Source organism: Bacillus sp. 9.4, assembly GCF_055486415.1.
Map to the genome: position 1 here is coordinate 596,326 of NZ_JBVFMU010000002.1, position 17,583 is coordinate 613,908.

The 17,583-nt window shown below is 45.8% G+C and carries 21 protein-coding genes, 1 riboswitch and 1 other annotated feature; of the genes, 5 read left to right on the top strand and 16 right to left on the bottom strand.

Features of this window, described 5'->3' with window-relative positions; genetic code table 11:
* Positions 1–169 precede the first annotated feature (169 nt).
* A complete protein-coding gene (guaD, locus tag ACZ07B_RS09560) occupies positions 170–640 on the top strand; it encodes a guanine deaminase (protein WP_003245084.1) in 471 nt (156 codons plus the stop codon).
* Between the two features lie 332 nt (positions 641–972).
* Here guaD and ACZ07B_RS09565 read toward each other — a convergent pair whose 3' ends face one another.
* Entirely contained in the window at positions 973–1,383 is a 411-nt protein-coding gene (locus ACZ07B_RS09565; RefSeq protein WP_003232570.1) for an organic hydroperoxide resistance protein, read from the bottom strand.
* Positions 1,384–1,524: 141 nt separating this feature from the next.
* Here ACZ07B_RS09565 and ohrR point away from each other — a divergent pair, with 141 nt between their 5' ends.
* Complete coding sequence (gene ohrR, locus ACZ07B_RS09570; RefSeq protein ID WP_024572766.1) at positions 1,525–1,968, top strand: organic hydroperoxide resistance transcriptional regulator OhrR; 444 nt, start codon at positions 1,525–1,527, stop codon at positions 1,966–1,968.
* 31 nt (positions 1,969–1,999) lie between these two features.
* On the opposite strand, the gene ACZ07B_RS09575 is transcribed toward ohrR, so the two are convergent.
* From ACZ07B_RS09575 to ACZ07B_RS09615, 9 genes are all read right to left on the bottom strand, one after another.
* A complete protein-coding gene (locus tag ACZ07B_RS09575; RefSeq protein WP_003232574.1) occupies positions 2,000–2,425 on the bottom strand; it encodes an organic hydroperoxide resistance protein in 426 nt (141 codons plus the stop codon).
* A 125-nt stretch (positions 2,426–2,550) separates the two neighbouring features.
* Positions 2,551–3,798 (bottom strand): glutamate-5-semialdehyde dehydrogenase, encoded by a 1,248-nt coding sequence (gene proA, locus ACZ07B_RS09580; protein WP_014479592.1) that lies wholly within the window; start codon positions 3,796–3,798, stop codon positions 2,551–2,553.
* A gap of 11 nt (positions 3,799–3,809) precedes the next feature.
* Entirely contained in the window at positions 3,810–4,907 is a 1,098-nt protein-coding gene (gene proB / locus ACZ07B_RS09585; protein WP_464877132.1) for a glutamate 5-kinase, read from the bottom strand.
* A 52-nt stretch (positions 4,908–4,959) separates the two neighbouring features.
* Positions 4,960–5,170 (bottom strand) — a binding site (T-box leader).
* An 87-nt stretch (positions 5,171–5,257) separates the two neighbouring features.
* Positions 5,258–6,160 (bottom strand): formyltetrahydrofolate deformylase, encoded by a 903-nt coding sequence (purU, locus tag ACZ07B_RS09590; protein ID WP_464877133.1) that lies wholly within the window; start codon positions 6,158–6,160, stop codon positions 5,258–5,260.
* A gap of 70 nt (positions 6,161–6,230) precedes the next feature.
* The gene (ykkD, locus tag ACZ07B_RS09595) at positions 6,231–6,548 is read right to left on the bottom strand and encodes a multidrug efflux SMR transporter subunit YkkD (protein ID WP_464877134.1); all 318 of its coding nucleotides are present in this window, start codon (positions 6,546–6,548) and stop codon (positions 6,231–6,233) included.
* On the bottom strand, positions 6,548–6,886 hold the full coding sequence (gene ykkC, locus ACZ07B_RS09600) for a multidrug efflux SMR transporter subunit YkkC (protein WP_024572769.1): 339 nt from the start codon (positions 6,884–6,886) through the stop codon (positions 6,548–6,550). The genes ykkD and ykkC overlap by 1 nt, the downstream gene beginning before the upstream one ends.
* Before the next feature lie 77 nt (positions 6,887–6,963).
* A riboswitch (guanidine-I (ykkC/yxkD leader) is annotated at positions 6,964–7,075 on the bottom strand.
* Between the two features lie 32 nt (positions 7,076–7,107).
* The gene (locus tag ACZ07B_RS09605) at positions 7,108–7,626 is read right to left on the bottom strand and encodes a GNAT family N-acetyltransferase (protein WP_464877135.1); all 519 of its coding nucleotides are present in this window, start codon (positions 7,624–7,626) and stop codon (positions 7,108–7,110) included.
* Positions 7,616–8,143 carry a DinB family protein gene (locus ACZ07B_RS09610; RefSeq protein WP_086343750.1) on the bottom strand — a complete coding sequence of 176 codons (528 nt, stop codon included), beginning with the start codon at positions 8,141–8,143 and terminating at the stop codon, positions 7,616–7,618. The genes ACZ07B_RS09605 and ACZ07B_RS09610 overlap by 11 nt, the downstream gene beginning before the upstream one ends.
* A gap of 91 nt (positions 8,144–8,234) precedes the next feature.
* Positions 8,235–8,966, bottom strand: a complete 732-nt coding sequence (locus ACZ07B_RS09615) for a DUF421 domain-containing protein (RefSeq protein ID WP_017695102.1) — start codon at positions 8,964–8,966, stop codon at positions 8,235–8,237.
* A gap of 148 nt (positions 8,967–9,114) precedes the next feature.
* Between ACZ07B_RS09615 and ACZ07B_RS09620 the strand changes: the two genes are divergently transcribed.
* The gene (locus tag ACZ07B_RS09620; protein ID WP_029946312.1) at positions 9,115–9,339 is read left to right on the top strand and encodes a hypothetical protein; all 225 of its coding nucleotides are present in this window, start codon (positions 9,115–9,117) and stop codon (positions 9,337–9,339) included.
* 76 nt (positions 9,340–9,415) lie between these two features.
* Here ACZ07B_RS09620 and hmpA read toward each other — a convergent pair whose 3' ends face one another.
* Both hmpA and ACZ07B_RS09630 read right to left on the bottom strand, forming a co-directional pair.
* Entirely contained in the window at positions 9,416–10,627 is a 1,212-nt protein-coding gene (hmpA, locus tag ACZ07B_RS09625) for an NO-inducible flavohemoprotein (RefSeq protein ID WP_327846505.1), read from the bottom strand.
* A 225-nt stretch (positions 10,628–10,852) separates the two neighbouring features.
* Complete coding sequence (locus ACZ07B_RS09630; RefSeq protein ID WP_003232595.1) at positions 10,853–11,371, bottom strand: acyl-CoA thioesterase; 519 nt, start codon at positions 11,369–11,371, stop codon at positions 10,853–10,855.
* Between the two features lie 159 nt (positions 11,372–11,530).
* On the opposite strand from ACZ07B_RS09630, the gene ACZ07B_RS09635 reads away from it, so the two are divergent.
* Entirely contained in the window at positions 11,531–12,391 is an 861-nt protein-coding gene (locus ACZ07B_RS09635; RefSeq protein WP_024573559.1) for a dimethylarginine dimethylaminohydrolase family protein, read from the top strand.
* 89 nt (positions 12,392–12,480) lie between these two features.
* Complete coding sequence (gene pgl / locus ACZ07B_RS09640; RefSeq protein WP_464877136.1) at positions 12,481–13,530, top strand: 6-phosphogluconolactonase; 1,050 nt, start codon at positions 12,481–12,483, stop codon at positions 13,528–13,530.
* 42 nt (positions 13,531–13,572) lie between these two features.
* On the opposite strand, the gene ACZ07B_RS09645 is transcribed toward pgl, so the two are convergent.
* Genes ACZ07B_RS09645 through ACZ07B_RS09660 form a run of 4 tightly spaced genes read right to left on the bottom strand, consistent with a single transcriptional unit; the run spans position 13,573 to position 17,518 of the window.
* A complete protein-coding gene (locus tag ACZ07B_RS09645) occupies positions 13,573–14,562 on the bottom strand; it encodes an ABC transporter ATP-binding protein (RefSeq protein WP_024573561.1) in 990 nt (329 codons plus the stop codon).
* A 12-nt stretch (positions 14,563–14,574) separates the two neighbouring features.
* Positions 14,575–15,465 carry a gamma-D-glutamyl-L-lysine dipeptidyl-peptidase gene (eepC, locus tag ACZ07B_RS09650; RefSeq protein ID WP_163117435.1) on the bottom strand — a complete coding sequence of 297 codons (891 nt, stop codon included), beginning with the start codon at positions 15,463–15,465 and terminating at the stop codon, positions 14,575–14,577.
* Positions 15,462–16,562, bottom strand: a complete 1,101-nt coding sequence (gene ykfB, locus ACZ07B_RS09655) for an L-Ala-D/L-Glu epimerase (protein ID WP_464877137.1) — start codon at positions 16,560–16,562, stop codon at positions 15,462–15,464. Before ykfB ends, eepC begins: the two co-directional genes overlap by 4 nt.
* Positions 16,559–17,518, bottom strand: a complete 960-nt coding sequence (locus ACZ07B_RS09660) for a S66 peptidase family protein (protein WP_464877138.1) — start codon at positions 17,516–17,518, stop codon at positions 16,559–16,561. Before ACZ07B_RS09660 ends, ykfB begins: the two co-directional genes overlap by 4 nt.
* Positions 17,519–17,583: the final 65 nt, after the last annotated feature.

The window sequence follows — 17,583 nt, forward strand, 5'->3', positions numbered from 1 at the left end:
GAAAAAACCATCTGCATTTGGCAGATGGTTTTTTTCTATAATACAGCCACAATCGGTTTCTTATTTAGCAAATCCCCCAAATACTTTGTTTATTTTGCACTTTTTTAAGAATGTTCTTTGCATTCTTTTCGGCTATACTAATAACACTCTATTGACAGGAGGGATTGGGATGAATCATGAAACGTTCTTAAAACGGGCTGTCACTCTCGCATGTGAAGGAGTGAATGCAGGAATCGGCGGGCCTTTTGGAGCCGTTATCGTGAAAGACGGAGCCATTATTGCAGAGGGACAGAACAACGTCACAACAAGCAATGATCCGACTGCCCACGCGGAAGTCACAGCTATTCGAAAAGCCTGTAAGGTGCTAGGAGCATACCAGCTTGATGACTGCATTTTGTATACGAGCTGTGAACCATGCCCAATGTGCTTGGGCGCCATCTACTGGGCCCGGCCTAAAGCCGTTTTCTATGCAGCTGAGCACACAGACGCTGCCGAAGCCGGGTTTGATGATTCATTCATTTATAAAGAAATTGATAAACCTGCTGAAGAAAGAACGATCCCCTTTTATCAAGTGACACTAACAGAGCATTTATCCCCGTTTCAAGCATGGCGGAACTTCGCCAATAAGAAAGAATATTAAAAGGATCAGGCATGTGCGGCCTGATCCTTGTTATTTCTCCAAGTAGCCGCTATGCCCTGTGCAAATACAAAACAGCAATCATGCGCGCCGGAATTCAGCTTGGCAGACACCGAGCCAGCCGCCCCCTTCATCTGTAACTTTTGCAGGCTTTAAACGCTGTGATCGCTTCTCTGACGTTTTATCAATAATCTGTGTCCACCCCTACCCCGTTCCGCGTCAATTCATAATGGATATAAGTCTGAATCCATTTATAAGAAATGTCTCAGACCTCGAAAAGATCACACCCGCTCCGACACAAAAAAACATCCTGAGAACACTCAGGATGCCGGTCATTATTTTAATTCTAGTTTTACATCAACATTTCCTCTGGTTGCCTTTGAGTAAGGACAGAATTCATGAGCGGCGTTGACAAGCTCTTGTGCCTTTTCCCGATCTAAATCTTTCGTGTTCACAACAAGTGTGACACCGATTTTAAACCCGCCGTCGCTCTCATCCTTCATGAGGCTGACCTGCCCTTCAATCTCCGAATCAATTTCGATATTCTGCTCTTTGGCTACGTGTTCGAGCGCGCCGCCAAAGCATGCAGCATACCCTGCCGCAAAGAGCTGTTCCGGATTTGTGCCGGTTTGTCCTTCTTTTTTGGCATTTGGCATGACAATATCAAAATCAAGAACACCGTCATCTGATGTAATATGTCCTGCCCGTCCGCCTCGCGCGGTTACTTTTGCTGTAAATAATGCCATATTTTCCAACCTCCTTATTTGTATCTAGTTGTTATATTTCCCTTTCTGATCTTTTTAAACATGCTATGTTTGCCGAGAATAGGAAAAGTGAAGTTTTTCAGATACAATAGAATCGAATGACAAAAAGAGTTGGTGAACAAAATGGAAAATAAATTTGATCATATGAAATTGGAGAATCAGCTTTGTTTTTTGCTATATGCGAGTTCGCGGGAAATGACAAAGCAATACAAGCCGCTGCTTGATAAGCTGAATATAACATACCCTCAATATTTGGCTTTGCTTTTGTTATGGGAACACGAAACGCTTACTGTCAAAAAAATGGGCGAACAGCTGTATTTAGATTCAGGAACGCTCACTCCGATGCTTAAACGAATGGAACAACAGGGTTTGATTACGAGAAAAAGATCAGAAGAGGATGAGCGGTCCGTGTTGATCAGCCTGACAGAGGACGGAGCGTTATTAAAGGATAAAGCGGTTGACATCCCAGAGACAATTCTGGGGCTCTCAAAGCAGTCTGGAGAGGATCTCAAACAGTTAAAATCCGCTCTATATACATTGCTGGAAACACTTCATCAAAAAAATTGAGGATGCCTTGTACAAGGCATCCTCTTTTTATTTATTCAGCAACTTCAAGTGTCACATCAATATTTCCGGAGGTTGCTTTTGAATACGGGCAGACGCCGTGCGCTTTTTTCACAAGCGCCTCCAATTCTGATGCACTGACTCCTTCTCCTTTTACTTGCAGCGTCACACCAAGCTTGTAGCCCTGGTCCGCTTCATCCTTTAACAGGCTTACATTCGCTGTAACCTCTGTCTCTACTTTTACTCGTTCTGTTCTTGCGACAAGCTGCAGGGCGCTGTCAAAGCAAGCTGCATAACCTGCTGCAAACAGCTGCTCTGGATTTGTCGCTTTTTCTAATTTCTTGGCTCTCGGTGTCCCCGGCATTGCGACATCAAGCTCAAGAACGCGGTCTGATGAAATGACCTTTCCTTCTCTTCCTCCTACCGCTGAAACAGTTGCTGTAAATAATGGCTGACTCATTTTTCATTCCCCCAATATATTTTATACAATTAAATTGTACACAATTAAATTTGGTGTGTCAATTTTTTGCGTATAAAAAAGCTTATCTCGTAACGAGATAAGCTTTTTCATTGAACATTGCCCCGCTATTCACGGATTTGCCCAGTTCCTTTAATGATGTATTTTGTAGAAGTCAGTGCAGGAAGCCCCATCGGTCCTCTTGCATGAAGCTTTTGCGTGCTGATGCCGATTTCGGCTCCGTAGCCGAATTCAAAGCCGTCGGTAAAGCGGGTTGACGCGTTATGATAGACAGCGGCAGCATCGACAGCCGTTTGAAAATATGCCGCATTTTTGTCATTTTCAGTTAAAATCGCTTCAGAATGATTGGTGCCGTATTGTTGGATATGCTTTACAGCTTCTTGGACGTTTTCAACCGTCTTTACGCTGAGGACAGGCGCTAAAAATTCGGTTTCCCAATCTTCTTTTGATGCTTGTTTGCTTGAAGGATGAAGTTCACATACCAATTCATCACCGCGAATTTCAACTCCCGCGTTTTCCAGCTGGTCCAGCAATTCTTTCCCGTGCTGTCTCGCCCAAGCCTTGTGAATCAGCAATGATTCAATCGCGTTGCATACGGAAGGGCGCTGCGTTTTGGCATTTACGACAACCTTTTCTGCCATTTGAGGTTTGGCTGTTTCGTCAATGAATATGTGGCAGTTTCCTGCTCCCGTTTCTAGTACAGGAACTGTTGATTCTCTCACAACGAGATCAATCAGTTTCTTGCCTCCGCGCGGAATCAATACGTCTAAGCCATCATTTAACGTAAAGAGCTCTTTTGCTGTCTCTCTGCTCGTATCCTCAATCAGCTGCACAGCGTGAATCGGAAGCGCTGATTGCTCAAGTGCTCTGTGAATGACACTGACGAGCGCTTTGTTGCTATGGATGGCTGAGGAGCTTCCCCGCAGAACAACCGCGTTCCCTGTCTTCAGGCAAAGGGTAGCCGCATCAACTGTGACGTTTGGCCTCGCCTCATAAATCATTCCTACGACACCGAGCGGCACACGGATTTTTTCAATAAACAGGCCGTTTTCTTTTTCAATCGTTTCAAGAGAGTCGCCGATTGGGTCCGCTAAGTCGATTAAGAGCTCCACCGCGTCCGCGATATCGCGTATACGTTTCTCATCCAATGTGAGACGGTCAATGATGTCCGGTGTTAAACCATTCTCTTTTCCGTTCACAATGTCTTTTGCATTCTCCGCCAAGAGAAAATCCAGTTCTTTGCGGAGTCCGTTTGCAATGAGGCTGAGCGCCTCATCCTTCTCGGCTGTTGTTTTCATGATCATTTCGGCTGCTGCTTCTTTCGCCAGCTTCGCTTTTACAGAAACTTCACTCATTTTTCCGCCTCCTAGTCGTTTACATTGACCCAGTCATTCCTATGAATAACCTCAAACGTTTTCTCAAAATCAAGTTCGTCACTGCGTTTGCCTTTGGCCATCATAATCTCCTCAGAGGAGTAATGGGTTTGGCCTCTGCCGATCACGCCGCCCGGTCCCCTGACTTCCACAACCGCCCCTTTCGGAAAGCTTCCGTTCACACCCACAACGCCAGCGGGCAAAAGGCTGCTTCCATTATGGATCATCGCCTCCTCGGCACCCGCATCAATGATAATTTCTCCCGATATCGGCGAGTGGAACTGAATCCACTGCCTTGTGTTGTTAACCGAAGATAGTTCTTTGTCTCCGATATAAGTGCCGTCTCCCCTGCCGTCCAAAATGTCCGCAAGTTTTTGCTCTCCGCTGCCAGTTCCAATGAATACTTTCACTCCCAGAGACAGCGCGGTTTGTGCGGCTAACAGCTTTGATTTCATTCCGCCGGTGCCGACTTTTGATCCAGCTGAACCTGCATATCCAAGCAATTCAGGCGTGATCTCTGGCAAATAATCAAATCGTTTCGCCTCAGGATTTTCATTTGGATTGGCATCATACAGTCCGTTAATGTCGGTGAGAATCATGAGCTGGTCCGCGTGAATCAATCCGCTGACTAACGCAGAAAGCATATCATTATCTCCGAATGTCAATTCTTCAACAGATGTAGAATCGTTCTCGTTGATAATCGGAATGACGCCGCGTTCCAATAATTCCATTATCGTTGCATACGCGTTTCGGTACCGTTCTCTTTTCGAAAAATCATTTCTCGTTAAAAGGATTTGTCCCGGAGTCAGTGAATATTGTTTAAATTGATTCATATATTGCTGCATTAACAGTGTTTGTCCGACCGCGGCGGCCGCCTGTTTTCCTTTGATGGTAACGGGACGGGATGGATAACCCAGGCTGGAAAACCCCGCCGCTACGGCACCCGAGGTAATCAGAATCATTTCATGCCCCGCTTTTTTTAACACGGAAATCGCCTGAACATGCTCTCTGATTTTTGCTTCATCAATGTTTCCTTTGCTATTCGTGAGCGAACTGCTTCCTATTTTCACTACTATTCTTTGTTTTTTCATTTATTCTCCTCCGCGGCTCTTCTACAATAAAAAAACCCATTTCATCCTGATTCATAAGGACGAAATGGGTTTCCGTGGTACCACCTTGATTGAACGCGCTTGTGCACGCTCCGCTCTCCTGTAACGCCAGGTTATGCGCCTAGGTTTTCCCCCTAGGACTCCAAGGCAGGTTCGGCAGGTTTCATGCGGCAAAATGTTTCAGCGATTCATTTTGCTCTCTGTCACAGAAAGGTCTGCTTACTAATCCTCTTCAACGCTCAATGATTTTTTTATATTATGCAAAGAAAAAAGACACTTGTCAAGGTTTTTTGTCATCAAAAATAGCCCGCATTGCGCGGGCCTCTTGCAGTCTAGTTAAAGACGATTGTTTTATTTTCATGAACGATGACACGGTCTTCCAAATGCCATTTCACAGCACGGGCAAGCACGCTGCGCTCAATTGTTCTTCCGATGTTTTTCAGCGCTTCCGCATTATCGCGGTGGTCCACACGCTCAATATCCTGTTCAATGATCGGCCCTTCATCAAGATCGTTTGTCACATAATGAGATGTCGCACCGATCAGTTTCACGCCGCGCTCGTAGGCCCGTTTGTACGGATTCGCACCGATAAAAGCTGGCAGGAATGAATGGTGGATATTGATGATGCGATTCGGATGAGCCGAAACAAAATCAGGAGTTAGAATCTGCATATAGCGTGCGAGAACGATGACATCAACATCGTACTGCTCCAGCAGTTCAAGCTGCTTCTTTTCGACTTCCGCTCTGATGTCTTTGTTCGCTTTCATATAGTGGAATGGAATGTTCAGGCGCTCAACCAGCTCTCTCGCTTCCTCATGGTTACTGATGACAACAGCGATCTCCGCCATCAGGTTGCCGGTTTGCCATTCCCAAATCAGCTCATGCAGGCAGTGGAGCTCCTTTGAAACGAAAATGGCGACACGCTTCAGTTCGCTCGCCAAAGTTAAGCTCCATGTCATGTCGAATTTTTCCGCAACAGAGACAAACGCTGCCTGAAGTGATGATTTTTTCTCACGAATGCCTGCGCAGTCGAATTCGATTCTCAGGAAGAACCGGCCGCCTTCAGGGTCTGTCGTATATTGATTTGATTCTATAATATTGGCACCGTGTTCAAATAAAAACGCGGAAACTGCAGAGACGATACCCGGCTGATCGGGGCAGCTGACCAAGAGCCGCCCTTTATCCTCATTTCCGTCACGGTATTCGTCCAACCGCTGAGTCATATATGATTTCATGAATAATCCCTCTTATCTTTGTAAGTCTAAACTATTTATCCATTATACTGAAGATTAGATAAAAATCAATTTATGACAGAATTTTTAAACCAACCGCTGAGCATAAAATCAACGCGATAAAGAAGATCCGTTTGGCGTCTTTCTGCTCCTTGTAAAAGAGGATGCCGACAAGCGCCCCGCCAACGGTGCCAATTCCTGTCCAGACCGCGTAAGCCGTTCCCATCGGAATGGTTTCCATTGCGTACGACAGCAAGGAAAATGAAGCGGCAAAACCAACAATGATCAACAGCACCCATTTCACGCTTTTTTCTTTCGCATATTGATTCATAAGGGCCACGCCGGCCATTTCTAAACAGCCCGCGCACAGTAAACTGATCCAGTGCAGCATTATGCCTCGCCTCCTTTTTCCTCTGTCTCATCCTGTGTCACAAGCTTCAACCCGATTACACCGATTAAGAGCACGCCAATTAACAATAGCTTCGGCCATCCAATCGGTTCATGAAACAGAACGATTTCACTAAGTACTGTTCCCGCTGTGCCGAGCCCGGTAAAGACGGCATACACGGTACCAACAGGCAGACTGTGAGTCGCCTTTATTAGAAGATAAAAACTGAATATGATGCCGATGGCAGTGCCGCTCCATGTTAAGGCTGAGTCAGCGTGCTTTAAGCCTATTACCCAAACAACCTCGAAAACAGCGGCAAGCACGACCAATCCCCATTTCATTTTGAGTCATTCCTTTCTATCTATTAGGATTCTCCGAAAACAAAAAAACCCCGGACAGTCGTCTCACATGAGATTGACTCTCCCGGGCTTTTTTCCCTCCGTGTGCATACGCGCTTCTATTTACGCGTATGTGTTTTCTCTCGGACCAGTCCATGTCAATTGACATGCGGAACCCTAGAAAACTTTACATGATATCATGATACTAAACTCAGCTCTATCTTTCAATTGTAAGATTTTCTTTCATATACCGCGATTGATTTATTCCATTTTCTGGTCGTTTTGCTGTAATGCATGCCGATTTTCTCCGCTACCCGTATGGACGCTTTGTTACCCGGATCAATCAAAGCCGCCATTTTGCCGAACTGCCGCTCGTTAAAGCCATAGTCCAGACAGGCCCGAGCCGCTTCTTGCGCATAGCCGTTCCCCCAGTGGCGGCGGGCAAACATATAGCCAATTTCCATTACGGTTTGATTTTCGATCTGCTGGGGAACGATGCCGCATTGCCCCAAAAACTCCCCTGTCCGCTTATCTTCGGCGATCCACAGACTAACGCCGTACCCTTTTTCATTTCGTTGGTTCCAATTGATCCACTCGCGGGTTTGCCTCTTATCTTTTAAACCGAAATAATATTTCATGACGTCAGGATCATTAAAAAGCAGCCCAAACAAATTGGCTTGATCCCGATCTTCCATACAGCGCAAACGAATTCGATCGGTCACAAGCTTCGTTTTAGCGTTCATACTTCGCCACATCCTGCTTCCATTCTTTTTTGAGAGCTTCAATATGTGCCTGATGATAGCGGTTATGATCTGCCATATGCCAAATTCCCCATCGTATCGTCGCGGTGTCACCTTCGAAAGAAAGCGGCTGGTTCAAAGCATTTTCAGTTAAAGTGAAGCATACCGATTTCAGCTCGTCTACTACATGCTGATGTCTTTTCAGGAGTTCATCTAAGTCTGGCTGATTCACCGGTTCAGGCAGCCGTCCGCTTTCATCTGTCATCGGGCCGTATGCCTGTTCAATATGGTTCGGTATCCGATTTTCCTTGATACGCCAGACCCATCTGATATCAACATTTGTGATATGGTGCAAAAGCTGAGCCGTGCTGTTTTTTGTTTGGCAGCGCCCCTTATAGTAAAGTTCACTGTGTGTCATATGGCTTACGATAGAAGCCAGACGGAGACTGTTTTCTTCCACTGCGGAATACAGCAGACTGACCGTTGGCGCCATGTCGTTTCTTATGGATAAGTCCTTCATGTTCAGTTCCCCTCCTAACTAGGTACATTTGACACCAAACAAAAATTCCCTTTAAAAAAGAAAAAAGCTCTCATTACAAGAGAGAGCCATCTTAGTTGTTATTTCCCGGTTTATATAAGTAAGGATCATGCTGCGGGTCATTAGAGGTATTTAAATCAAGGGATATATCACCTCGCGCATTCATCGTGCCTAAGGTGATCGAAGACAGCAGTTTGGGGCTGTACCCTTTTTCCTCAAGCTTCTCAAACAGCCAGGATCGGTTTTTTTGGAGATATTTCAAATTATGATCAAGGATTTCGCCATCCAGTATGAGCGGAATCGGGATAAAATTCCGTTCAGCTTCCATATTCAAATCCCGCACCTGCACCGCTCTCGCTTCCTCTTTCGGGATGACGCTTACTTCTCCCGTTTCTTCAATGATAGCAAGATCAATGTCAGCCGGGTCGGCATAGCCCTTTTCCCTCAGTTTTCCGAGCAGTTCATTAACAGTCAGTCTTTCTTTACGAAGGCCGCGTTCATCAATATCCCCGTTTCGGATTAGGACAGTCGGGCTCACGACTAGGAGCCATCGCCATTTATTAGATAAAGAGAGCTTGCTCATGATAAGATAAAGCACCAAAAAAGCACCCGCATAATAAATTGACATCGGCAGCTTGGATGTAAGGATCGGCTCACTGATAATGGTTCCGATTGCGAAGGTCAAAAGCAGATCAAAATTGTTCATTTGTGACACAGCTTTTTTACCGGCAAGCCGAAACAAAATATACGCAATCGAAAATACGATAACTGGCTTCAGTAAAAATACCCATATCATCCATAACACCGATCTTTACCTCCATCCGCTGGTTATATTGAGCCTATTGTGCCCCGTTGCAGGCCCTCTATGCATCAGGGTCTAAATAGGCGAACGTGCACCTCGCCTGAACATAACATAATAGAAAGTGACACCGATTGGAGGCGCAATACGCAATATGAAAAATCAGAAGTCGAATACCCTTTGGCCCTTTGATCTGCCATTGGCTCCCCAACCCGCGGGCTACCAGCAGCAAACAATCGACAGGCTGGCCGGTTTGGAGCTAAGGATGGAGCAACTAATTAGAGCGATTGAGGTAAACAATGAATTGCTGAGAACAATGCAAGAACAGCAAAACCGTGTATGCACAAATGGCGGCGGGTCTGTGATTGTCCGGATGTAGAAACCGGCGTTTGTCTACCTTCTTATATCTCAATAAAAAACTCTTCTCTGAAAGGAGAAGAGTTTCATGTATGTGTTCAAACGGAATGTGCCAAACTTAATTGCGGACCGAATAGCTCGTAATGGATAGACTCCGGCGCTGATCCGAGCTCTGATACAAGCTTATGCATTGCCGTAATAAACGACGGTGAACCGCAAATATAGTAATCCGCATCTGTGTTGGCAATCAGTTCTTTGAGGAATTGCTGATCAATCTGTCCTTCATGAAAATGCAGATCACCTGCACGGTCTTCCTCTGTCGGCTCGCGATACACAAATGCTGTTTTAACAGCAGAATGTTTTGCTGCTTCTTCTACCTCATGGCGCAATGCATGATATTCACTGTTTTTCGCCGCATGAATGAACAGAATTTGCCGTTCAGGCTGTTTGGAAACAGATGTTTTCAGCATGCTGATCATTGGTGTAATGCCAACTCCGGCACTGATCAAAACGAGATCTTTTTGTGATGCAGGATCTAAAATAAAGTCCCCTGCCGGTGCGCTGATCTCTATTGAATCTCCCTCCTGCAGCCCATCGTGTAAGTAGGAAGACACGACACCATCCTTCTTCACGGAAATTCGATAATAGTCTTTTCCCGGCATATCAGACAGGCTGTACTGGCGGATATGCGTATATTCAGAATCAGGAATCCGCACTTTGATGCTGATATATTGCCCTGCTTGGAATTCAGGTAACGGCTTGCCGTCTTCCGTTTTCAAATAGAAGGATGTAATTTCTTTGCTTTCCCGCTCTTTTTTTGCGATAACGAATGGCTTATACTCTTTCCAGCCGCCGGCTTGCTCTTCAGCCTGTTCATACATGTCTTTTTCAATTCCGATGAACGCGTCAGCAATGACTCCATACGCTTTTTCCCATGCCTGCATAATGTCAGAGGTTGCAGCGTCTCCCAATACATCTTTAATCGCAATCAGCAAATATTTACCGACGATTGGGTAGTGCTCAGGCTTAATTCCGATACTGCGGTGCTTGTGGCCGATTTGTTTGACAACCGGAATGATGTTTCCTAATTGGTCAATGTTTGCCGCAGCTGCAATAACGGCATTTGCCAGTGCAGTTCGCTGTGTTTTTTTCTTTTGGTTTGTTTGATTAAAAATGTTCAAAAGCTCTGGATGGTCTTGAAACATCCGATCGTAAAAACGGCCAGTGATTGTTTCTCCATGCTGTTGCAATACGGGTACAGTGCTTTTAATAATTTCGATTGTTTTGTTATCTAACATTGTATAAACAATCCTTTCGAAAAGATGTATTTAGAATATATCTTTAAAATACATGATCTTAGGAATAAAAGATATATCTAAAATGAATCTTTAATAAAGTTGTCACAAAATTATCAATTTAACATGACATTTGTTACTTTTTTATAGAATCCCCTAGCAAAAACGGACTAACCATTGTAATAATCACCATTGAAAAGTACAAAAAAACCCAAAACAACTTATGTTTTGGGTTTAACGTCACCAAGGTTTATCAGTTCCGAGCGCATTTGCAAGCGCCTGGCTGTGTTTCTTGCGGTTCTTTCGTTCATTAGCGCGCTGTACTGCTGTATTATGAAGCATGATTTCTTCTTCTGTTTCCGGTACAACTCTCGGTACAGGCACCGGCTTGCCATTTGAATCTAATGCGACAAATGTCAAAAAGGATGTGGCAGCGAGTTCCCGTTCGCCAGTCATCAAATGCTCCTTAATGACTTTCACAAATACTTCCATAGAAGATGTGCCGACCCATGTCACATATGACTCTAGGCAGACAGAATCCTTTTGCCCGATCGGCTTTAAAAAATCTACAGAATCCATTGAAGCCGTTACGGTTTCACGTCTGCAATGGCGCGCCGCGGAAATAGAGGCAATGTCATCGATGTAGCTCATTAATTTTCCGCCAAACAGCGTATTATGGTTGTTCGTGTCAAGCGGGAACACCCTGCTGGTTTTTACAACCTTTGACTCTTTACAAAATCTTGTTTCCGGTGTTTCCATACCTTTCTCCCCTTTGATGTCTGATCTTTTAGCTAAATGCACTTATATTCTCCTATTAAACAATATTCTCTTCCATTTGTCTAAAATTTAAAATGGTTTAATGATTTTCATGATGAGGGAATAATAAATGTATTCTTCACACTTTAGGAGGAAAAACAAATGGACGTATCCATCCCGAAATCTCAGCACAAAACAGTATGCCGAACGGAATACGGCACACTTCAGAAAGTGATCTTATGCAAACCTGAGCACATGACCATAAAAGATGTTATAAACGAAACACAAAAACATTTTGAAGATGACAATATTCATGTAAAAACCGCCAACGACCAGCACAGCCGTTTAGTGGAGGCACTTAGGTCACACAACGTTGAGGTCGTCCTTTTGCCCGTTCGCGACGGACTCCCAGAACAGGTTTTCACTAGGGATATAGGGTTTGTCATCGGAGAAAAAGCGTTCCTATCGAGCATGACTGAACCGATTCGCCAAGGAGAAGAAGCCGTTATAAAAGATTTTTTTCACAGCCAAGGTATCTCTTACACCCGCATGCTTGATACGAGTATTGAAGGCGGAGACGTCATTATCGATGATGACATTGTCTATGTCGGAATCAGCCAGCGCACCGACATTTCGGCTATCGGCCAGCTGGAAGAGGCACTTCCTGAATACACGATCGTTCCAGTGAAGCTGCATGAAAAATTTTTGCATTTGGACTGCGTATTTAACATTGTATCTGAAAGCGAAGCGTTAATTTATCCACAAGCCATTGAGCCAAAGGCAGCCGATATGCTGGCAAAACGTTATGATCTTATTGAGGTGCCCGAGGACGAACAATTTACGCTTGGCACCAACGTCCTTTCAATCGGAAAAAAAACGATCATCAGTCTCCCTGGCAACCGCCATGTCAATCAACAGCTATCGAAAAGAGGCTATCACATTATCGAAATTGACCTGTCAGAAATTATTAAATCGGGCGGCTCCTTCAGGTGCTGCACAATGCCGCTGATTCGAGGCGATTGAAGAATCTTCCCCTTTTTCATGTTTTGAACAGCTTATTTTAGCAAGATACGTTAATATAGAGGTGACATCATTTTTAAGGGGGAAATCGCATGACAAAATACATAGGATATGTGGGAACATATACAAAAGGCGGAAGCGAAGGAATTTATTCATTTGAGCTTGATACTGAGAAAAAAGCACTGAGCGAGCCAAAGCTGGCCGCTAAGCTGGGCAACCCGACATATGTGGCGCCGAATAAAAACAACACCATCCTTTACTCCATCGAAAAAGCAGACGGCCAAGGCGGAGTTGCTGCCTATCAAATCGATAAAAACAGCGGCGAATTGACATTTCTGAATCATCAGTTAATTGATGGCCCTTCGCCATGCCACGTAAGCGTTGATGATCAAAATCAATTCGTACTGACTGCCAATTATCACAGCGGGAAGGTACACGTTTTTCCGGTTCAGGAAGACGGCAGTTTGCAATCACCTGTTTCAGAGGCCGCTCACACAGGAAGAGGGCCGCACGAAAGACAAGAAAAACCGCATACACACTACGCGGGGTTCACACCTGAACACAATTATGTGGTAGCGGTTGATTTAGGTATAGATAAGCTGTACACCTATAAGCTGAAAGACGGCGTATTGACTGAATCCGGAAGCCATTCCTTCGCTCCCGGTGCAGGACCTCGCCATATCGCTTTTCATCCGAAAGAAAAATACGCTTATGTCATGACAGAATTAAGCAATGAAGTGATTGCGCTTGAATACAACCCGACAGCCGGCGAATTTAGAGAAATCCAAGTCGTTTCTGCCATCCCTGATGATTTTACAGATAACAGCCAGGGAAGCGCAATTCATGTCACGCAGAACGGACGTTTTGTTTATGTCGCAAACCGCGGCCATGACAGTATCGCCGTATTTGAAGTGAATCAATATTCAGGAGAGCTGGCTTTCGTAGAAAGAGTGTCGACAGAAGGAAACTGGCCTCGTGACTTTGTATTTGACCCAACGGAAGGGTTCCTCGTTGCTTCAAATGAAGAAACAGGCAACCTTGTCTTGTTTGAAAGAGACAAAGAAACCGGCCGATTGACACTCCTCCCATCAACGGTTTCTGTCCCTTACCCGGTTTGTGTAAAGTTTTTACATCAAGTATAAACAAATGGAGTGGCTCTAGTAAAAAGGAGCCACTCTTTTTATTCATCTCACTTTTTCCTTCGTTTCAGCATTTCGATACAGATGGCAAGCGACAAAACGGCCGGGTTCGATTTCTTGAAGCTGGGGACGAGATTCCCCACATTCAGGCATCGCCTCCGGACAGCGGGTCCGAAACACGCAGCCGCTTGGCGGATTGACCGGGCTCGGCAGCTCTCCTTTTAAGAGAATACGCTCACGCTTGTCCTCCAATTCAGGATCTGGAATTGGAATCGAGGACAAAAGCGCCTTTGTATAGGGATGGAGCGGTTCACGATACAAGGTGCCGCTCTCTGTAATTTCCATCATGTGTCCTAAGTACATAACACCGATCCTGTCACTGATATGCTTCACCATCGAAAGATCATGGGCAATGAATAAAAACGTTAGCCCTTTCTCTTTTTGAAGCCGCTTCAGCAGGTTGACCACCTGTGCTTGAACAGAGACATCAAGTGCAGAAATCGGTTCGTCCGCCACGATAAATTCAGGATTCAGCGACAGTGCTCTCGCAATCCCAATTCTCTGCCTTTGCCCGCCGCTGAATTCATGCGGATAACGGCTGCCAAAATCGGGGTGAAGCCCAACTGCCTCAAGCAGCTCGTCCACGACGAGAAGCCGTGCTTTATGGGTATTGTAGAGATTATGAATCTCCATCGGCTCCAAAATAATTTCTCGAACGGTCATGCGCGGGTTAAGTGAAGCATAAGGGTCCTGAAAAATCATCTGCAGTTTGCGGTTGAAGGCAAACTGCTCTTTTTCACTTAGTGCATGAAGATTTGTGCCTCTGTATATCACACTTCCTTCTGTCGGCTGATAGAGGCGCATCAGCACTCTCCCCAAGGTTGATTTCCCGCACCCTGATTCCCCGACTAGCCCGAACGTTTCTCCTTCACGAATCTGAAAGGTGACCCCGTCGACGGCTTTAACTGTTCGCTTTTTCCCTGCGTCAAAATGCATTTTTAGCTTGCTGACCTCTAACAAAGGTAGTGGCGTCATTTGTCTCCCTCCTTATTCTGAAAAACAGCGGCGCACCGCACATAATTCTTTTTCATAGATTGTCTCTTTTAATGTGAGGATTTCGATTGATTTCCCTGTCTTTGGAGAATGCAGCATTTTCCCGCCGCCTACATACAGACCGACGTGATGAATCGCTCCTTTTCCTTCCTCATAAGCAAAAAACAGCAGGTCACCGGCTTTCATATCATCAAGCGGGACACCCTTCCCCGCCTTAGCCTGATCTCCCGCATCACGGGGGATGCTGTATCCATTCGCCTTAAATATACTGTACATAAATCCGGAGCAATCAAACCCAAACCCGCTGATCCCTCCCCACAGGTAGGGAAGGCCAAGAAAAAACGCACCCGTTTGAATGATGTCTTCAGCAGTCCCTTTCTGTTGGCTGACAGGCACTGCATCACTTTGCTTCACAAACCTTTCTCCCAAAACGGTCGAAACCTTAAAATATCCGTTTTCTTTTGCAATGAAGGGGAGAACCGTTAAAAAGCTTAATTCGATCTCCTTTTCCCCATTGCTTCTGTACAAAAAGGCAGCAGGTTTGCTGATCATCATATCGTGTTGTGTATGGATGGGCTTTGTTTTTTCCAGCTGGTACTTTTTCATCCAGCCCGGGTATCCGCGCGGATCCTTTCGGGATGGCTGGCTAGGCACGATCACAGAAACCCATTCCCCCTGTTCCGCCGTCACAAGTACCTTTTCGCCAAAGAGAACCTGAGTTTGGATTACATTGTCTGTACATAATCCAAGCCGTTCATCATACGTCATGCGCTCCAGCCAGTCTCTGATCCTTACAGTCGGTTGAAGCATGAATTGATCAGACGGACGCGGTGAATCAGGCGCTGTCCAGATGTTGGCCACTGCTGATATGACAGTGTGCATCATTGCTCTTTTTCCCCTTTCAAAAGCGCAGTCCCGGTGATTCCGAGGCCCGGTTTGCCAGGCATCGAAATCGTGCTGCCGCGATATGTTATGCCGCCTTTGAATACATCTGTTTTCAGCATCAGCGGCGCGTCAAAATCAAAGCGTGTGATGTTTCTCTTGCTTGCCGCAAAATGCGCCGCGGCCGTAATGCCCAGCTTCGTTTCGATCATGCTGCCGACCATACACTCCACCCCGCAGGCCTCCGCCATGGCATTAATTTTCTCTGCTCCGCTGATGCCGCCCGCTTTCATCAATTTAATATTGATCAAGTCTGCGCTCCGGGTTTGCAGAACTTCGAACGCCTGGCGCGGTGTAAAAACACTTTCATCAGCCATAATCGGCGTATCTGTTGCATCTGTCACCTTTTTAAGCCCAGCGAGATCATCTTTATGGACAGGCTGCTCGACAAGCTCAATGCCTAGACCCGCATCCTCCATTTTCCGAATGGCAGTTACCGCTTCCTTCGGCCTCCACCCCTGATTAGCGTCTAAACGCAGTTTCACAGCTGATCCGACACGTTTTCTGATTTCCTGGATACGGGCGATATCTGTTGCAATATCATCTTTTCCGACCTTTATTTTCAGCGTTTGAAATCCTTGTTTGAGATAATTCTCGGCATCAGCTGCCATCTCTTCAGGTGAGTTGACACTGACGGTATAATCTGTTTCCAGCGTATCTCGATATCCGCCAAGCATTTGATAAAGCGGCAGCCCGCACATCTGCGCCCAGCCGTCGTATAGCGCCATTTCTACAGCAGCCTTCGCGCTCATATTTCCTGTAAGAAGATGCTGGATGTCGTGCAGAACGGCCTCATAGCCCGCCAGGCTTTTTCCAAGCAATGCCGGTTTCAAAACATTGTGAATGGCACTTTCAATGCTATCCATGCTGTCTCCTGTAATCACTAACGTCGGGGGTGCTTCTCCCCATCCGACTGCACCGCTGTCATAAGTAATCCTTACTATGACTGATTCAGCCGTATACACAGTGCGAAGCGCAGTTTTAAACGGCTTTGTCAGCGGAACGGCGATTCGGCTTGTTTCGATTCGAATGATTTTCATGTCTTCAGCGCCCCTTCTGAAACGCCCGCCTCTATTACGACTGTTTTTTCTGCTGTATTCATAACAGCTTTCGCACCGATCGGAACGGCAATACTTGGCGAGCAGTGGCCGATTTTAAATCCTCTCAGAGCGGGCCTGCCCGCAGATATAATATAGTCTTCCAGCACCTGCTCAAGCGAGAGAGACTTCTCTCGCTTCACCGGGACACAATTGTGAAAATCACAAACTAGAATTCCCGCCGCCTCCGTCAGCTTCCCCGCCATTTTCAACTGATTCAGCATTCGGTCGATTTGATAAGGCTCCTCGTCAATATCTTCAATAAACAGAAGCTTTCCTCTCGTATCAATTTCAAATGGCGTGCCCAGTGTAGACGTCAGCAAAGACAGATTTCCCCCGACAAGCTCGCCTTCCGCTTTTCCAGGAACAAGCTCGGTCAGCGGAGAAAGCTCTTCTGTATAGGTGAATTCCGTCTCCTGGAAGAGCTGCTTATATGACGCTTTTGTCAGCGGGTGAACGTCGTCAAGGCCAATATCCGTGCTGAGCATCGGGCCATGGAAGGTGACAAGACCTGTGTTTTGATGAATGGCAGTATGTAAAAACGTAATATCGCTGTATCCCCAAAAGATTTTAGGGTGTTTGCGGATCAAGCTGAAATCAATGCCCGCGGCGATACGTCCTGTCCCAAAACCCCCGCATGCGCACAACACTGCTTTTACCTCCTCGTCTCTGAACATCTCATGGAGATCCGCCAGCCGCTCATCATCCTGTCCCGCTAAATAGCCGTGCTGGTTTTTCAGCGCCTTGCCCAACTTCACCTGAAGACCGAGCTCTTCTAAAAATAAAAGCGCGGTGTCAAGCTTTTTTTGATCCGGCGGACTTGCGGGCGCGATCACTCCGACTATATCACCCTTTTTCAGCGCTTTCGGCTTGTAATTCAACGAAAACACTCCTTTCATTTGCTCTGCACCCTACGTATACGTGCAAGAAAGAGAAAAAATACCGCTCCTTCGCATAAAGAAGC

What these genes read in the sequence shown, in the direction of transcription:
- guaD (WP_003245084.1), top strand. Translation starts at nt 170, where the DNA reads ATGAATCATGAAACGTTCTTAAAACGGGCTGTCACTCTCGCATGTGAA.
- ACZ07B_RS09565 (WP_003232570.1), bottom strand. Translation starts at nt 1,383, where the DNA reads ATGGCATTATTTACAGCAAAAGTAACCGCGCGAGGCGGACGGGCAGGA.
- ohrR (WP_024572766.1), top strand. Translation starts at nt 1,525, where the DNA reads ATGGAAAATAAATTTGATCATATGAAATTGGAGAATCAGCTTTGTTTT.
- ACZ07B_RS09575 (WP_003232574.1), bottom strand. Translation starts at nt 2,425, where the DNA reads ATGAGTCAGCCATTATTTACAGCAACTGTTTCAGCGGTAGGAGGAAGA.
- proA (WP_014479592.1), bottom strand. Translation starts at nt 3,798, where the DNA reads ATGAGTGAAGTTTCTGTAAAAGCGAAGCTGGCGAAAGAAGCAGCAGCC.
- proB (WP_464877132.1), bottom strand. Translation starts at nt 4,907, where the DNA reads ATGAAAAAACAAAGAATAGTAGTGAAAATAGGAAGCAGTTCGCTCACG.
- purU (WP_464877133.1), bottom strand. Translation starts at nt 6,160, where the DNA reads ATGAAATCATATATGACTCAGCGGTTGGACGAATACCGTGACGGAAAT.
- ykkD (WP_464877134.1), bottom strand. Translation starts at nt 6,548, where the DNA reads ATGCTGCACTGGATCAGTTTACTGTGCGCGGGCTGTTTAGAAATGGCC.
- ykkC (WP_024572769.1), bottom strand. Translation starts at nt 6,886, where the DNA reads ATGAAATGGGGATTGGTCGTGCTTGCCGCTGTTTTCGAGGTTGTTTGG.
- ACZ07B_RS09605 (WP_464877135.1), bottom strand. Translation starts at nt 7,626, where the DNA reads ATGAACGCTAAAACGAAGCTTGTGACCGATCGAATTCGTTTGCGCTGT.
- ACZ07B_RS09610 (WP_086343750.1), bottom strand. Translation starts at nt 8,143, where the DNA reads ATGAAGGACTTATCCATAAGAAACGACATGGCGCCAACGGTCAGTCTG.
- ACZ07B_RS09620 (WP_029946312.1), top strand. Translation starts at nt 9,115, where the DNA reads ATGAAAAATCAGAAGTCGAATACCCTTTGGCCCTTTGATCTGCCATTG.
- ACZ07B_RS09630 (WP_003232595.1), bottom strand. Translation starts at nt 11,371, where the DNA reads ATGGAAACACCGGAAACAAGATTTTGTAAAGAGTCAAAGGTTGTAAAA.
- ACZ07B_RS09635 (WP_024573559.1), top strand. Translation starts at nt 11,531, where the DNA reads ATGGACGTATCCATCCCGAAATCTCAGCACAAAACAGTATGCCGAACG.
- pgl (WP_464877136.1), top strand. Translation starts at nt 12,481, where the DNA reads ATGACAAAATACATAGGATATGTGGGAACATATACAAAAGGCGGAAGC.
- ACZ07B_RS09645 (WP_024573561.1), bottom strand. Translation starts at nt 14,562, where the DNA reads ATGACGCCACTACCTTTGTTAGAGGTCAGCAAGCTAAAAATGCATTTT.
- eepC (WP_163117435.1), bottom strand. Translation starts at nt 15,465, where the DNA reads ATGATGCACACTGTCATATCAGCAGTGGCCAACATCTGGACAGCGCCT.
- ykfB (WP_464877137.1), bottom strand. Translation starts at nt 16,562, where the DNA reads ATGAAAATCATTCGAATCGAAACAAGCCGAATCGCCGTTCCGCTGACA.
- ACZ07B_RS09660 (WP_464877138.1), bottom strand. Translation starts at nt 17,518, where the DNA reads ATGAAAGGAGTGTTTTCGTTGAATTACAAGCCGAAAGCGCTGAAAAAG.